The sequence below is a fragment of the Anaerotruncus sp. DFI.9.16 genome (assembly GCF_024461615.1).
Taxonomy (GTDB): Bacteria; Bacillota; Clostridia; order Oscillospirales; family Ruminococcaceae; genus Anaerotruncus; species Anaerotruncus massiliensis.
The window spans coordinates 49,550-63,801 of record NZ_JANFZX010000005.1 but is presented as its reverse complement, the minus strand read 5'-3'; the positions used below and the strand labels follow the sequence as shown (position 1 = coordinate 63,801).

Annotated in this window: 17 protein-coding genes; 15 read left to right on the top strand and 2 right to left on the bottom strand. The window is 57.5% G+C overall.

Annotation, left to right across the window (positions count from 1 at the left end; all coding sequences use genetic code 11):
• Positions 1-129: 129 nt before the first annotated feature.
• The 14 genes from NE609_RS04050 (at position 130) to NE609_RS03985 (ending at position 12,543) form a co-directional block, all read left to right on the top strand.
• The gene (locus NE609_RS04050) at positions 130-1,956 is read left to right on the top strand and encodes a VirB4 family type IV secretion system protein (RefSeq protein WP_370867136.1); all 1,827 of its coding nucleotides are present in this window, start codon (positions 130-132) and stop codon (positions 1,954-1,956) included.
• 6 nt (positions 1,957-1,962) lie between these two features.
• Positions 1,963-3,060: a M23 family metallopeptidase gene (locus tag NE609_RS04045; RefSeq protein WP_256151822.1), complete on the top strand. Its 1,098-nt coding sequence runs from the start codon at positions 1,963-1,965 to the stop codon at positions 3,058-3,060.
• 22 nt (positions 3,061-3,082) lie between these two features.
• Positions 3,083-3,430 carry a DUF3846 domain-containing protein gene (locus NE609_RS04040; RefSeq protein ID WP_370867135.1) on the top strand — a complete coding sequence of 116 codons (348 nt, stop codon included), beginning with the start codon at positions 3,083-3,085 and terminating at the stop codon, positions 3,428-3,430.
• Positions 3,431-3,441: 11 nt separating this feature from the next.
• Positions 3,442-3,693 carry a DUF6103 family protein gene (locus NE609_RS04035; protein WP_256151820.1) on the top strand — a complete coding sequence of 84 codons (252 nt, stop codon included), beginning with the start codon at positions 3,442-3,444 and terminating at the stop codon, positions 3,691-3,693.
• 29 nt (positions 3,694-3,722) lie between these two features.
• Positions 3,723-4,700 carry an amidoligase family protein gene (locus tag NE609_RS04030; protein ID WP_256151857.1) on the top strand — a complete coding sequence of 326 codons (978 nt, stop codon included), beginning with the start codon at positions 3,723-3,725 and terminating at the stop codon, positions 4,698-4,700.
• A gap of 19 nt (positions 4,701-4,719) precedes the next feature.
• A complete protein-coding gene (locus NE609_RS04025) occupies positions 4,720-5,298 on the top strand; it encodes a gamma-glutamylcyclotransferase family protein (protein ID WP_256151819.1) in 579 nt (192 codons plus the stop codon).
• 12 nt (positions 5,299-5,310) lie between these two features.
• Positions 5,311-5,721 carry a hypothetical protein gene (locus tag NE609_RS04020; protein ID WP_256151818.1) on the top strand — a complete coding sequence of 137 codons (411 nt, stop codon included), beginning with the start codon at positions 5,311-5,313 and terminating at the stop codon, positions 5,719-5,721.
• A gap of 23 nt (positions 5,722-5,744) precedes the next feature.
• Positions 5,745-6,191 (top strand): helix-turn-helix transcriptional regulator, encoded by a 447-nt coding sequence (locus NE609_RS04015; RefSeq protein ID WP_256151817.1) that lies wholly within the window; start codon positions 5,745-5,747, stop codon positions 6,189-6,191.
• A gap of 3 nt (positions 6,192-6,194) precedes the next feature.
• Positions 6,195-7,124 (top strand): HipA domain-containing protein, encoded by a 930-nt coding sequence (locus NE609_RS04010; RefSeq protein WP_256151816.1) that lies wholly within the window; start codon positions 6,195-6,197, stop codon positions 7,122-7,124.
• Between the two features lie 462 nt (positions 7,125-7,586).
• Entirely contained in the window at positions 7,587-8,033 is a 447-nt protein-coding gene (locus NE609_RS04005) for a hypothetical protein (protein ID WP_256151815.1), read from the top strand.
• A 20-nt stretch (positions 8,034-8,053) separates the two neighbouring features.
• A complete protein-coding gene (mobP3, locus tag NE609_RS04000; protein WP_256151814.1) occupies positions 8,054-9,529 on the top strand; it encodes a MobP3 family relaxase in 1,476 nt (491 codons plus the stop codon).
• 14 nt (positions 9,530-9,543) lie between these two features.
• A complete protein-coding gene (locus NE609_RS03995; RefSeq protein ID WP_256151813.1) occupies positions 9,544-10,470 on the top strand; it encodes a DUF3991 and toprim domain-containing protein in 927 nt (308 codons plus the stop codon).
• Positions 10,471-10,512: 42 nt separating this feature from the next.
• Positions 10,513-12,264: a VirD4-like conjugal transfer protein, CD1115 family gene (locus NE609_RS03990; protein WP_256151812.1), complete on the top strand. Its 1,752-nt coding sequence runs from the start codon at positions 10,513-10,515 to the stop codon at positions 12,262-12,264.
• An 18-nt stretch (positions 12,265-12,282) separates the two neighbouring features.
• Positions 12,283-12,543 carry a helix-turn-helix domain-containing protein gene (locus tag NE609_RS03985; RefSeq protein WP_256151811.1) on the top strand — a complete coding sequence of 87 codons (261 nt, stop codon included), beginning with the start codon at positions 12,283-12,285 and terminating at the stop codon, positions 12,541-12,543.
• A 129-nt stretch (positions 12,544-12,672) separates the two neighbouring features.
• Here NE609_RS03985 and NE609_RS03980 read toward each other — a convergent pair whose 3' ends face one another.
• Positions 12,673-13,113, bottom strand: a complete 441-nt coding sequence (locus NE609_RS03980) for a hypothetical protein (RefSeq protein ID WP_256151810.1) — start codon at positions 13,111-13,113, stop codon at positions 12,673-12,675.
• A 149-nt stretch (positions 13,114-13,262) separates the two neighbouring features.
• Here NE609_RS03980 and NE609_RS03975 point away from each other — a divergent pair, with 149 nt between their 5' ends.
• On the top strand, positions 13,263-13,583 hold the full coding sequence (locus NE609_RS03975; protein ID WP_117546495.1) for a helix-turn-helix domain-containing protein: 321 nt from the start codon (positions 13,263-13,265) through the stop codon (positions 13,581-13,583).
• Positions 13,584-13,831: 248 nt separating this feature from the next.
• Here the strand turns inward: NE609_RS03975 and NE609_RS03970 are convergent, their stop codons facing one another.
• Positions 13,832-14,191, bottom strand: coding sequence for a helix-turn-helix domain-containing protein (locus NE609_RS03970; protein ID WP_117546494.1), 360 nt, complete (start codon positions 14,189-14,191; stop codon positions 13,832-13,834).
• Between the last annotated feature and the right edge of the window lie 61 nt (positions 14,192-14,252).

Here is a 14,252-nt window from a genome sequence, read left to right as displayed (position 1 = left end):
ATGATCCGGGAGCAGCAGTTTACGGTGCGCCGGGCGGACCGGGAGGACCTCAAGCGCATCCTCGCCGTCTACTTCGCCGGGGATACGGTGAGCGAGGGATACGACGACTTCGACGGCCAGCGATGGCTGATGAAGGATGGCCGTAGCGACTATCGCTCCGCCAGTGTTATGGACGAGGCCAAGGTGCTTCAGACCTTTCTGGACCTCATCGCGCCGGCAGCGGTGCATTTTGAAACCGACCGCTACCTCATGGGCAATACCTGGCGCTGTGTCTGGGCGGTGCGAGGGTACTCCCCGTCCACCGAGGAACAGGCCATCCTCCAGCGGCTGGGGGAACGGGCCGGGGTCACCTTGCGGATCTACACCCGGCTGGTTTCCCCGGCAGAGGAGCGGAAGATCCTCCAGGCAGCGGACAAGGCCAACCGCTTCCGGTCCGGCAGCACCGATATCCGGGAGATGGTGGAGGCCCAGAGCAACCTGGAGGATGTGGCGTCCATGATCCGAGCCGCCCAGCGCAACCGGGAGCCATTTTTCCACACGGCGGTATATATCGAACTCATTGCCAAAAGCGAACAGGAGTTTACCGAACTTCGGGATGGCATCGAGGCGGAGCTGGGCCGGGCGAAGGTCACCGTGGACCGGCTGCACCTCTGCCAGCAGGAGGGCTTCTGCTCGGTGATGCCCAGCGGCTACAATGCCCTGGGGGATCAATACGAGCGGATGCTGCCGGCGTCCAGCGTGGCCAATCTCTTCCCGTTTTCCTACACCGGCAAGACCGACCCGGGCGGCTTCTACCTGGGTTACGACAAGTACGGCAGCTCCATCATCACCGACCTGGACCGCAGGGACCGGGACAAATCCAACGCCAATGTGCTGATTCTGGGGAACTCCGGCCAGGGCAAAAGCTACTTCCTCAAGCTCCTTCTCTGCAACATCCTGGAGAGCGGCAAACGGGCGGTGGGCCTGGACCCCGAGGGGGAATATGGGGAGATCGTGGAGAAGCTGGGCGGCTCCTACCTGGATCTCACCAGCGGGAACCACCGGATCAATGTGCTGGAACCCCGTGCCTGGAGCGCGGGAGAGGATACCGCCGACCCGGACGCCCCTGTCGCTTTCCGGCAGGGCTCCCTGCTCTCCCAGCACATCTCCTTCCTGCGGGATTTCTTCCGCAGCTACAAAAACTTCGACGACGCCCAGACTGATACCATCGAGATCATGCTGGGCAGGCTCTACGCCAAGTGGGGGATCGATGACAACACCGATTTCTCCCGCCTGGCGCCGGAGGACTATCCCATCCTCTCCGACCTCTACGCCCTGATGGAGGAGGCCCAGGATCAGGGCGAAAGCACCCTTTACACCCCGGAACTGCTTCGGTCGGTACGGCTGGGGCTTCACTCCATCTGTGTGGGGGCGGACGCCAAATTCTTTAGCGGCCATACCAATCTGCGGTCCGGCCGGTTGGTGTTCTTCAATGTGAAGGACCTGATGGAGGGCGGCAAAAACATCAAGGACGCCATGCTCTTCAATGTGCTCTCCTACATCAGCCACGCCCTCATCTCCGGCGGCAACACTGCCGGCATCATCGATGAGCTCCATGTGTTCCTCTCCAATCCCCTGGCGGTAAGCTATATTCGAAACGCCATGAAGCGGGTCCGCAAGAGGGACAGCATGGTGGTGCTGGCCAGCCAGAATATCTCGGATTTCCTGCTGCCGGGGGTGGCTGAGATGACCAAACCGCTCTTCTCCATCCCCACCCACCAGTTCCTCTTTCATCCCGGTATCATCGACAAGCGGGATTTCATGGACGCCCTCCAGCTGGAGGAAACCGAATACCAGCTGATCCAGGCGTGCCAGACCGGAATCTGCCTCTACCGGTGCGGCGCCGAACGGTATAACCTGGTGGTGCGCCCACCGGAACACAAGCTGGCGCTGTACGGTAAGGGAGGAGGAAGGTGAACGCCTATGGCCAATCCCGCCCTCATCAAAGCGGCGGTGGTGCTGCTCACCGACAAGCGCACCTGGAAAGCCATCGGGGTGGTGATCGCCGCCATCCTGACCCCCTTCCTCCTGCTGGTGGTGATTATTTGCTCGATGCTCTCGGGGACGGCCAACCACAACAACGCTGCAGTAGAACTGACCTTCTATGGCGGCAGCCTGCCCATCACCATGCCCGGCGAGTACAAGGACTATATCACCGAGATGCGGGACTGTTTTTCCTCTCTGGATGGCGCCATCGCCACAGTGGAAGGGATGATGGAGGACGGCGACAGCCTGGATTCCAACCGGGTCAAGGCTGTTTTTTACGCCCTCAACTTCGGGACGGAGGATCTTTCCCTGCGCCGGGCCAAAGCCCGGGAGTTTGTGGACTGCTTTGTGGAATACCGGGACTGCACCCACACCGAAATTGATGAGAACGGTGAGGAATACACCTATACCCATACCCGGGCCTATCCCATCGAGGATCTGCCCACCGTCTATGCCAATGTTTCCGCTGTGGTGGGACGGCAGGTCACCTCCGACGACATGGCCAACATCACCGAGATCTACCTGCGGGTGGTGTACCGCAATTTTGATATAGGGGCGGACATGGCGCTGGAAGGCGGCAACAGCACCCATGATCTCATTGCCGAGATGGTCAAGGATTCGGATGTGGTTCCGTCCGAGGGCGGCTTTGTCAGCCCTCTGCCTGGCGGCTGGCAGGACAAGGTTACCTCTGAGTTTGGCTACAGGCAAAATCCCACCGGCGCCGGCAGCGAAGGCCATACCGGAATGGATATGGCTGTCCCGCTGGGGACGGATGTGCGGGCGGTCAAGGATGGCAAGGTGCTGTTCGTCCGGTTTAAGCAGACCGGGTACGGCTACCATGTGGCCATCGACCACGGCGGGGGCCTGGTGACCCTCTACGGCCACTGCTCCGAGATCCTGGTGACCGAGGGGCAGACAGTCACAGCCGGGCAGGTGATCGCCAAAAGCGGTAATACTGGACGGAGCACCGGCCCCCATCTGCACCTGGAGGTAATCCAGGACGGCGTGCCGCAAGACCCGAGGAACTATCTGTAAAGGAGGAACCCGTTTGAGAATCGTGAAGGTGGAACCTGGGAGGGCTCCCTACGAAAAAGAGATCGAAAACAATTTGAAAAGCATTCAGGCAGAGGTGGGCGGCGGGCTGTTTCAGCCTCTGTATCTGGGGGCGGGGATTGTTCTGTGCTGCAATGAGGAGGGAAAACTCAACGGGATGCCTCCCAACCGATGGTTGGGCAATGACATTATCTGCGGCCCTTTTTTCCTGGTCGGGGAAAACAGCGAGGGAGAATTCGTATCCCTCACGGACCGGCAGATGCAGTTGGCCCGGGATGCCTTTGCCCAGCCGGAACAATTTACCGGAGAAGAACCGGAGCTGGAGCCCAAAGTAACAATTTTCACTTGGTAAGGAGGAGCACAATGAAGAAGGTTGAAATCGCCCTTTCCTTTGACGAAGAAAAGCTGGAGGCGTTGGAGTTTGTCCTCCGCAAAGAGAAGACTACCGTCAAAAAGAAGCTGGACGAGGCACTGGCAGGACTCTATGAGCAGTCGGTGCCGGAACCGGTGCGGGAGTATCTGGAAAGTAAAAGCGGAGTCAAGGATCGCCCCCGCCGCCCAGTAAAACCGTCCCAACCCAAGCCGCCCGCGGAAGCGGAGGGTGATCCACTGTGAAGAACCAGCGTTTTGGAATTGAGATCGAGATGACCGGCCTCACCCGGGCCGCAGCTGCCCGGGTGATCGCCGGCCATTTTTCTACCACCGCCATCCATGTAGGCGGAAATTATGACGCCTATTCTATCCGGGATACGGAAGGCCGGCAGTGGAAGATTGTAAGCGACGCCTCCATCCAATGTGAATCGCGGCGAGGGTCCGGAGCTGCCGGGCGGACCTACGCGGTGGAACTGGTGTCCCCCATCTGCCGGTATGATGACATCCCCACCATCCAGGAGATCGTGCGGGCACTGAGGAGTGCGGGGGCCAAGGTCAACGACTCCTGCGGCATCCACATCCATGTGGACGCCGCTCCCCATACGGTCACCACCTTACGGAACATCGTCAACATCATGGCGGCAAAGGAGGACCTGCTCTACAAAGCCCTGCAGGTCAAGGTAGAACGGGAAAACTATTGTCAAAAAGCGGACACCCGTTTCCTAAATGAGATGCATCGCAGGCGGCCAACTTCCATGTCTGCTTTGGAGTGGATCTGGTATGACGGCCCTTCCGGTCGGAATAATCACTACGACCATACCCGGTACCACGGGCTCAATCTGCACAGTGTGTTTTCAAAGGGGACCATTGAGTTCCGCCTGTTCAACTCCACCCTCCATGCGGGCGAGGTCAAATCCTATATCCAGCTCTGCCTGGCCATCAGCCATCAGGCGCTGGTGCAAAAACGCGCCTCCCACGCCAGGACCCACAGCGACAATGAAAAGTACACCTTCCGCACCTGGCTGCTGCGGCTGGGGCTCATTGGCGACGAGTTCAAAACCGCCCGCGGCCATCTATTGAAAAACCTGGAGGGGAATATCGCCTGGAAAGACCCGGCGCAGGCCCAAGCGCAAAAAGAACGGCTGGCGAGAAAACGGTTGGAGGAAACCGCCCAGCTGATTCAGGAGTCGGCGCCGGAACCGGAGCAGCTGGAGGAGGACGTGCAACCGTCTATCTCCCTCTCTATGTGAAAGAATATGAGGTGACAAAATGAAGAAACGGCTTTACACTGCCTATGGCAGCAATCTCAATCTTAGCCAGATGGCAATGCGCTGTCCCACCGCCAAGCTGGTGGGGATCGGGACGATTCAGGATTATGAACTGCAATTCAAAGGAAGGCCCCAGGGGGCCTTCGCTACCATCGCTCCCAAGGAAGGGGCCATGGTCCCGGTCGCGGTGTGGGCGCTGGAACCCAAGGACGAGCAGGCGCTGGATTGGTACGAAGGGTATCCCTCCCATTATTTCAAACAGGACATCCGCGTCCAGATGAGCGAAGTTGAAATCCAGGCTATGGTTTACATCATGGATCTGAAACAGGAATTCGGCCTGCCTTCCCTACAGTACTATCAGACGGTGCGGGAGGGGTATGAGGACTGCGGGCTGGATGCCACAGTCCTCGATCAGGCGATCATGGAGAGCGCCAAGGCGTACTTCGCCAACGGTATTCTGCAGAGCTACCAGGAATCCCTGTTTACCGGCCAGGAGGAGCTGCAGGAGGAAGATGTATTCAATGAGGAGGAGCTGGATGAATCCGACCCCTTTTATTTTTCCGAAGGGCCCAAGCTGTGAGGAGGCGATCCGGTGAACAAAGAAAAGTTGCAGAAAATGCTGGGCGACCGGTATCAATACCGGCTGATCTTGACAAGCGGCGAGGTGCGCAGGTTGCAGAAGGAAAACCCATCCTGGTTCACCGGCCAGATCGCTGCGTCCCTCATCGCCGGCTGTGTCCGGCTGGACGCAGTGCTTTTCCGTGACGGCAACGCACTGCGGCTGGGGTACGATCTGTTTGTCAAAGACCAGCCGGATTCTCCCGAATGGGTTTGCTACGACAATCCCGAGGAGGCGGTGTGCCTGGAGGAGGACGCCATGTGCGCTGTGCTGGATCGGCTGGTACAGGGGCACAGGCTCTCCTATACCGAGTGCTGTTTTTCCTCTCTGGATGGGAAAACGGTGAAAAAGTGCCCGCACGAGATGGGGCTGGGCCTCAGTTGACTTTCTATCGGGACACCGATATAATGAAGCTGGTGATGGATATGACACTGCAGCAAGTGATGAAAGAAAAGAACCTGACCCGTTACCAGCTTTCCAAAACCAGCGGTATCCCCTGGGCGACCCTGTCCGATATCTGTTCCGGCAGGACGAAGCTGGAGCGGTGCAGCGGAAACACGCTGATGAAACTCTCTGGCGCCCTGGGCCTATCCCTGGAACAGCTGCTGGCGTTGAAGGTGGAGGAAAAGCGGCCGCCAGCTGAAACAGACGCGCAGGAGGCTGGGCTCCCCGCCGACCTGCAAAAGGCCATCCGGGAATATCTGGAGGGGGAACGCACCCACTCCAAGCATCTGGACTGCCTCTGGGATGAGCTGTACGGCTCCATCAACGCCAACCAGTGGGGCGGTGAAATCAGCCCGGCCCAGGCGGACTACCTGAGAAGCAAGTATCTCTTCGATGATGAGGAGGAATGACCATTGATCGACTTTACCAACTGCGAGCGGAACCGCTTCCGCGCCTACGGCGGCGCCAATGGGAATAAGATCAACATCCGTTATCAGGGTAAAAGCTATATGCTCAAGTTCCCGCCCAAACCCAGAAGGGGCGGTGAGATGAGTTACACCAACGGTTGCGTCAGCGAGTATCTCGGCTGCCACATCTTCGCCTCTCTGGGATTCAGAGTACAGGAAACTCTGCTCGGTACCTACACCGACAACAAGAACAAGGAGAAGCTGGTGGTGGCTTGCGGGGATTTCACCGAAGGCGGAAAGCAGCTGATCGAATTCGCAAAACTCAAGAACACCTGTATCGACAGTGAGCTGAACGGTTATGGGACGGAGCTTTCCACCATTCTTGAGGCAATCGAGGAGCAAACGCTCCTCCCGCCGGAAACCCTGCGGGAATTTTTCTGGGACCAGTTTATCGCCGATGCCTTCCTGGGGAACTTCGACCGGCACAATGGCAACTGGGGTGTGCTGGTGGATGAGAACCTGGGCACGGCGGAGCTGGCGCCGGTCTACGACTGCGGTTCCTGCCTGTACCCTCAGTTGAGTGAGGAAGGGATGCGTGCGGTCCTGGACGACCCGGAGGAAATCCGTCAGCGCATCTATGTGTTCCCCAGCTCCGCCATCAAGGAGGACGGCGTCAAGATTCCCTACGCGGCGTATATCTCCTCCCTGAAGAACCCGGAGTGCAACGCCGCCCTGCGGCGGATCGCGCCGCGGATCGATATGGACGCGATTCAAAAGATCATAGAAGACACCCCTTCCCTCAACGGCCTGCAGCGGGAGTTCTACCTCACCATGCTGCAGGAACGCAAGGAACAGATCCTCGACAGCAGCCTGGAAAAGCTGCTGGCAATGGAGGAGCCGAGTGAGGGGCCACAGGTTTCCCAACAGATTTTCTAAAAAGGAATACCCGATAGCAGAGGCCGCACCGGTAGGTGGTGCGGCCTTTTCCTATGCCTGGCAGCAGCCAAACTCCGAGATCCGCCCTGTCCGGCCCCATGTGCCCCCGTGTCGCCCTTTGTCCCACCGGGTGGAGGAACACACCTCAGCCCCGCATCTGAGGCCGCCGTGGGGCCTTTGTGCCGGGCGTGCGGCGAGGGCCGGAATCCACCCGCCAGGACGGGGGTGGTGGGTCGATATTCGAGCAGGATAAAGGCAGGTGGTCGCTTTGCGTCCTCCTGCCGATCACACCGCCCCGCAACGCGGGTCGGTGAGCCTTCGCCCAGGTGGTCGGATTTCTACCCTTTGGCTGTGCTGGGTGGTTTCAAAAAGCAAAAACCGAGAAAAAAGCCGCTGCCATAGCCGCTTTTCACAGGTGGCTGTGGCAGGTGGTTCTACAAACTTTTCATCAGGAGGGAGCTTATGCGAGAAAACAAAAAAGTCATCGTCAACGAAGTGGAATCGGAAACAAAAACACGCATTCCCGTGTGGCTTTACCCCTCCGCCCTCGAGGTGGTGGATCAGATGGTGGAGCGCGGGAACTGGAAAAGCCGGAGCGAATACCTGGAGAAGGCTGCGCTCTTTTATGCGGGATATCTTTCTGGTGAGGATGCGGCCGCCTATCTTCCCCAGGCTCTCGTCTCTGCCATCCGGGGGACGCTGCAGGATTCGGAGAACCGGACCTCTCGCCTGCTCTTCAAGCTGGCGGTAGAGGTGGATATGATGATGCACCTCTTCGCCACCGCCATGGAGATCGAGCCGGAGATCCTTGAAAAACTTCGCGGCCTCTGCGTCCGGGAGATCAAGAAAACCAACGGCAGCATCTCCCTCAAAGATGTGGTGGAGTACCAGCGGGGTGCGGATCAATAAGCTGAAAAGGAGGTGCCCTCATGCCACGACTGATCCTCAAATGTCCCTACCTCAAAGGCAGCCGCGGCGCCGCCAGGTGCGGAAACTACCTGCGGTACATCGCCACCCGGGAGGGAGTGGAACTGACCCAGGGCGAGGAATCGTTGCCTGGCCGGGAGGGATACCTCCAGTACATCGCCCAGCGTCCTCATGTGCAGCGGGTCGGACGGCATGGATTGTTCTCCGCGTCGGACAAGCCCATCTCCCTTTCCAAGGCTGCTGAAGAACTTTCACAGCACTCCGGCAATGTGTGGACGCCCATCCTCTCTCTGCGGCGGGAGGACGCGGCGCGGTTGGGATACGACCACTGGGAACAGTGGCAGGCCCTGCTGCGCGCCCACGCTCCCGAGATTGCGGAGGCGATGAAAATCCCCTTCCCGGACTTTCGCTGGTACGCGGCCTTCCACAACGAAGGCCACCATCCCCATGTCCACATGGTCTGCTACAGCGCCGATCCATCCAAAGGGTACCTCACCAAAGAGGGGCTGGCACAGATGCGCTCGGTGCTGGCGCGGGATATCTTCCGGCAAGATCTCACCGAGATCTATAAACGGCAGACCCAGCGCCGGGAGGATCTGGTGCAGGAGAGCCAAACCGCACTGCGGGATGCCATTCAAAAAATGCGGGAGGGACCGTCCAAATCCTCCGATCTGGAACCGCTCCTGCTTCAGCTGGCGCAAAAGCTTCGCGCCACCAGCGGCAAGAAGCGGTACGGCTATCTGAAATCGCCGGTGAAAAAGCTGGTGGATGAAATTGTAGAGGAGCTGGCAAGGGACCCAGCGGTGTCGGAAGCCTATCGCCGTTGGTATGCTCTGCGGGAGGAGGTGCTGCACACCTACCGGGACGATCTCCCGGAGCGGATACCCCTCTCGGAACAAAAGGAGTTCCGGCAGATCAAAAACCTGGTGATCCAGGAGGCAGCGAATCTGGGAGATCTCCTGCAGAACTTCGACCCCCAGGGGCCGCAGTCGGAGGAACCGGTGGAATCCCTCCGGCAGAAAGCGGAACGCGGAGATGCCAAGGCTCAGTACCTGTTGGGCAGGCAGCTGCTTACCAACACCAAAAGCCTGGATCAGAGCGCCGAGGCGGTCCGATTTCTCACAGCCTCTGCGACCCAGGGGAACCAGTATGCCCAGTACGCTCTGGGCAGGCTGTACCTGTCCGGGAAGCAAATTCCTCAAGATCGGGAGTCTGCCATCCACTGGCTCACCCTCGCCGCCAAACAGGGGAACGAATACGCCCGAGAGCTTTTGGAGCATCTGGAAGACTGGCAGCGGGCGGCTGTAGCCCGCGGGGTGCTGCGGCTGTTCCGGCAGGTGGCCGGTATCTTTCAGGACCGGCAGCTGGTGACCCAAACCGGGGTACGGTTTGTGGACAGCAAGCTGCGCCGGAAACTCCGGCAGAAAAAAGCCGCCCTGGGGCAAAAGCCCGGCGGGGCGGATCAACAACAGGGATAGGAAGGAGGTTCCCTATGGGTGGATTCTTTTACGGCAGATACACCAAAGAACAGGTGGAACGGGCCAACCAGGTGGATCTGGAGGAGCTGCTGCTGCGAAGCGGGGAGAAACTTCTCCGCTCCGGCAGGGAGAAACGGCTGGCGAGCGATCACAGCGTCACCATCCGAGGCAATGAGTGGTATGACCATGCTGCCGAAGAAGGCGGCTTCGCCCTCAGCTTTACCCGAAAGCATTTCGGCCTTTCGTTTCAGGAGGCGATGGCTCTCCTGCTGGGGGAAAACGGCCAGGCGCCGCTCCCCACAGCAAAACCGAAGCCGGCACCAGAACCCTCAAAACCCTTCGCACTCCCACCCGCCGCCGGAAATCAGCGGCGTGTGTTTGGCTACCTGCTGGGGACGCGGCAGATCGACCGCGCGGTGCTCTCCGCTTTCGTGCGGAAGGGCCTGATCTATGAGGACCTGCCTTACCACAACGCCGTCTTTGTGGGACTGGACGCGGCGGGGATTTCCCGGCACGCCCATAAGCGGAGCACCAACAGCGAAGGGAAGCCCTTCCGCCTCAATGTGGAGGGAAGCGACCCAGCCTACAGCTTCCACTGGGTGGGAACCAGCAGACAGCTCTATGTGTTCGAAGCCCCCATCGACCTGCTCTCCTATATCACCCTGCACCCGGAGGGTTGGCAGCGGCACAGCTATGTGGCCCTTTGCGGAGTATCCGGCCAGGCACTGTTCCAGCAGCTTCGGGATCAGCCGGATCTGGGTGAGGTGTTCCTCTGCCTGGATAACGATCCGGCGGGCCACGCCGCTTGTAAACGGTTGGCGGAACAGCTTGCGGAGCAGGGCGGATATGCCACAGAGCGGCTCTGCCCACATAATAAGGACTGGAACGACGACCTGACCTGTGATAGCCAGGAAGAAGCTCCAGCCCTTATGATGGGATAACGGATTAAAAAAGGAACATCACGGTAAGAAAGGTGGTATGCCATGTTCCCCTTTGATTTTTCTACCCTTCCCTACATCCTCCTGACCGCCGCTGTGATTGTGGCGGTTTTTGCGATCCTCCCCTTCCTCGCCAGGCAAGGCAGCCTGGACAGTTTCAAGTCCCGCCCGGTAGGAGACGGCCAACACGGCACCGCCCGCTGGGCGACTCCAAAGGAGATCCACGACGCTTACCTGCCGGTTCCCTTTCTTCCCCAGCAGTGGAGGCAGAACCGTCAGCTGCCGGAAAAGCAGGGACTGGTTGTCGGTTCCCAGGTGCGAGGGAAAAAGACCACCGCCCTCGTCGATCCTTCGGATGTTCACTGCCTGATGATCGGCGCTTCCGGCGTGGGCAAGACCGCCCACTACCTCTATCCCAATCTGGAGTACGCCTGCGCCTCCGGGGTGAGCTTTCTGGTGACCGACACCAAAGGCGACGTCTACCGCAACTACGGCACCATCGCAAAGGAGTGCTATGGCTACCAGGTGTCGGTGATCGACCTGCGAAATCCCACCCGCTCGGATGGGGCCAATATGCTCCACCTGGTGTCCAAGTACGCGAAACGGGTGCAGGAAAACCCCAAGGATCTGCGGGCCAGGGCCAAGATGGAGAAGTACGCCAAAATCTGTGCCAAGACCATCATCCAGATGGATGGGGAGCAAAACTACGGCCAGAACGCTTACTTCTACGACGCGGCGGAGGGACTGCTCACCAGCCTGATCCTGCTGGTGACCGAATTCTTTCCCCAGGAGAAACAGCACATTGTGTCAGTATTCAAACTTCTTCAGGACCTGCTGGCCCCCAGCAAGGTCAAGGGCAAGAGCCAGTTTCAGCTGCTGATGCAGCTGCTCCCCGATGACCACAAGGCGAGATGGCTGGCGGGGGCAGCTCTCAACTCGGGGGAACAGGCCATGCTGTCGGTCCTCTCCACTGCCATGAGCCGCCTCAACACATTCTTGGATTCTGAACTTGAGCAGGTGCTCTGTTTTGAAAGCGCCATTGACGCTGAGAAATTTTGTACCGGCAAGCAGGCCCTTTTCATCGTTATGCCGGAGGAAGACCCCACCTCCTACTTCCTGGTAAGCCTCATCATCCAGCAGCTTTACCGGGAACTGATGACGGTGGCGGACGAGCACGGCGGCAGACTCCCAAACCGCGTGATTTTCTTTGCGGATGAGTTCGGAACGATCCCCAAGCTGGAGGGAGCGGAGATGCTCTTCTCCGCCGCCCGGTCCCGGGGCCTCACTATTGTGGCCATCGTCCAGGGGCTCATCCAGCTGGACAAGAACTACGGGAAAGAGGGCGCCCAGATCATCCGGGACAACTGCCAGCTGACCATCTTCGGCGGCTTCGCCCCCGGCAGTGAAACGGCGGACACCCTTTCCAGGGATCTGGGGGAGCAGACGGTCCTCTCCGGCTCGGTGAGCAGGGGCAAGGACAGCAACTCCCGCAGTATGCAGATGATGGGCCGCCGGCTCATGACCCCGGATGAGCTGAAGTCCATGCCCAAGGGTACCTTCATCACCATGAAAACAGGGATGCACCCGATGAAAACAACCTTCCGCCTGTTCCTGGATTGGGGCATCACTTTCGGAGAGCCGTTCACCCTACGGGAAAACGCCGCCAGAGCGGTGGAGTACGCAGGACGGGAAGAACTATTCCAGGAGATCCAAAAGGCTTTCCAGGCGAAACAGGAGGCTCCGGAGCGGCAGGATCAGGACAACTCTGTTCGGAAGGTTATTCCCCGTACTGACTGACCAAGGGAGGCTGAAATATTGCGGAAATTGCAGGAGATCTATGATGACCAGAATCTCACCCACCGGGCCAAAGCGGTCTACATCTATCTCTCGGACCGGGCGGATGCACTTCATCAGTGCTGGCCTTCTATCGGCACCATTGCCCGGGAACTGTCTCTCTCCCGGTCTACGGTGCAGCGGGCGATCCAGGATCTCCGGGAGCAGGGATACCTGGAAACCCAGCAGCGGTGGCGTCAAAACGGAGGAAAAAGCAGCCTGCTGTTCCGGCTGCTGAAATAAAGAAAAGCCCACGCCAGGGGTAAACTGCGTCCTTGTGTGGCATATGGGATAGGTCATGATGGAACGAGAAGGGGAAGAACCCACTGGAACAGTACCAGCGTACAGAGGATAGACAAATCAGCCTCCCCTCTACGCCATTTCGCCAAGGTTCAGGATGGTCAGCCCCTTTTTTACTGCGCGCTGATAGGTTTTTGCCGCACCTCCCCAATTGTGGGTAACAAAACACAATGCGTAAGAGGAATGATCCACAAGATATTGATTCCGCTTGACAATGGCGGCTTTGAAATGGTATTTTTCAAACCCCTCCGGGTAAATGATCTCATCAAAATACCGAGGTTCGGAAATTTGAAAAGACAGGTATGGAATAACCAAATAGCTGCGGATCTGGGGATACTTTCCCTTCATATCATGGACAATGCGGGCACAGGTCCAATCGAGTGACCCCATGCCTCCGTTCAAAAAGTTACATACCCCTTTTTGAACCAAGCCCTCTATTTCATTGCGCAGCTTTTCGGTGTCAAGCCCTGTACACTGACGATGGCCAATGAATGTCGCTGTGTTTTCCTTCATCCTGAACCACTCCTTTTGGAGAGATTATAGGATGAAGATTTCTGAAAATCAACACTAATAGCGTTTGTTAGTGCCTAATAGATTGTTTATTTCTTAAAAACTGGCACCTATACTATTGGTATAGAATCCATACTGATAGGAGGTGCCATGTGAAATTTGAATCTATAGGTAAAAATATCCGGCGCTTCCGGAAAGAGCGGGGCTATCGTCAGGAAGATCTGGCGGAAATGGTCGGCCTGAGCGTAAACTATATGGGAGCCATTGAACGGGGAGAAAAACTCCCCTCGCTGGAAACCTTCATCACAATCGTAAATTGTCTTGGTACCTCGGCTGATTTCATTCTCGCAGATGTACTGGCGGAGGGTTATCGAGTCAAGGAGTCTTTACTTTCCGAGAAACTGAGCGGCCTTTCTGCACAGCAGCGTAAAGAGGTCTGCGCTGTGGTGGATGCTTTACTGAAAACTTTTTGAAAAGACACAGTTATATCAAGTCGAAAAGGGAAGCTCCCTTCATCTTAGCAGATGAGGAGAGCTTCCCTTCTAATTTCAGAAATAAAGGAAACAAGCAAAAGTCTGCAAATAAAAAGTCAATAGGTAGATGAAGAAAGATCATAAAAGGAAAAGGGGTATGGCAAAAACGGCCAGCGGGTAAAGGCCGCTGGCCGGATCAATAGGTATGTAACCTTAGGCGTTATTTCTGAGAAATGGATTGAGTCGGGTCAGTCATCAGAACCATTTTTCAGCGATATAAAGCTCTTGATAAAATTTAAAATAAATTGCTGTTCCTGCTGATTGAGTCGTTGTAGCTGCATCCGCAGATCCTCAATCATATCATCCTCAATATGAGGGGGTTGATAAAACTGATCGATATCCATAAGATCAGGCAATGGGATCTGCAATCCTTTTGATAACCGAAACAATGTGGTAAGAGTCGCGTTGGTTTCACCGCGCTCCAAGCGGCTGATGGAAGTGGGATCAATCCCACAGGTCGCGGCGACATCGTCCTGGTTCAAACCAAGTTGGCTTCGAATTTCCCGAAGGTGCTTCCCAAATGCAATATTAATGTCTTCTGCGGCCATCCCATCACCTCTTTTCTTAAAGGATACTATTCCGCCCAAAAAATATGAAATGCGTGTACGC

Excerpts from the sequence above, each read along its gene's own strand:
- NE609_RS04025 (WP_256151819.1), top strand. The coding sequence starts at position 4,720 with ATGAAGAAACGGCTTTACACTGCCTATGGCAGCAATCTCAATCTTAGC.
- NE609_RS03970 (WP_117546494.1), bottom strand. The coding sequence starts at position 14,191 with ATGGCCGCAGAAGACATTAATATTGCATTTGGGAAGCACCTTCGGGAA.
- NE609_RS04050 (WP_370867136.1), top strand. The coding sequence starts at position 130 with ATGAAGGATGGCCGTAGCGACTATCGCTCCGCCAGTGTTATGGACGAG.
- NE609_RS04035 (WP_256151820.1), top strand. The coding sequence starts at position 3,442 with ATGAAGAAGGTTGAAATCGCCCTTTCCTTTGACGAAGAAAAGCTGGAG.
- mobP3 (WP_256151814.1), top strand. The coding sequence starts at position 8,054 with ATGCCACGACTGATCCTCAAATGTCCCTACCTCAAAGGCAGCCGCGGC.
- NE609_RS04005 (WP_256151815.1), top strand. The coding sequence starts at position 7,587 with ATGCGAGAAAACAAAAAAGTCATCGTCAACGAAGTGGAATCGGAAACA.
- NE609_RS03990 (WP_256151812.1), top strand. The coding sequence starts at position 10,513 with ATGTTCCCCTTTGATTTTTCTACCCTTCCCTACATCCTCCTGACCGCC.
- NE609_RS03980 (WP_256151810.1), bottom strand. The coding sequence starts at position 13,113 with ATGAAGGAAAACACAGCGACATTCATTGGCCATCGTCAGTGTACAGGG.
- NE609_RS04015 (WP_256151817.1), top strand. The coding sequence starts at position 5,745 with ATGAAGCTGGTGATGGATATGACACTGCAGCAAGTGATGAAAGAAAAG.
- NE609_RS03995 (WP_256151813.1), top strand. The coding sequence starts at position 9,544 with ATGGGTGGATTCTTTTACGGCAGATACACCAAAGAACAGGTGGAACGG.
- NE609_RS04045 (WP_256151822.1), top strand. The coding sequence starts at position 1,963 with ATGGCCAATCCCGCCCTCATCAAAGCGGCGGTGGTGCTGCTCACCGAC.
- NE609_RS04030 (WP_256151857.1), top strand. The coding sequence starts at position 3,723 with ATGACCGGCCTCACCCGGGCCGCAGCTGCCCGGGTGATCGCCGGCCAT.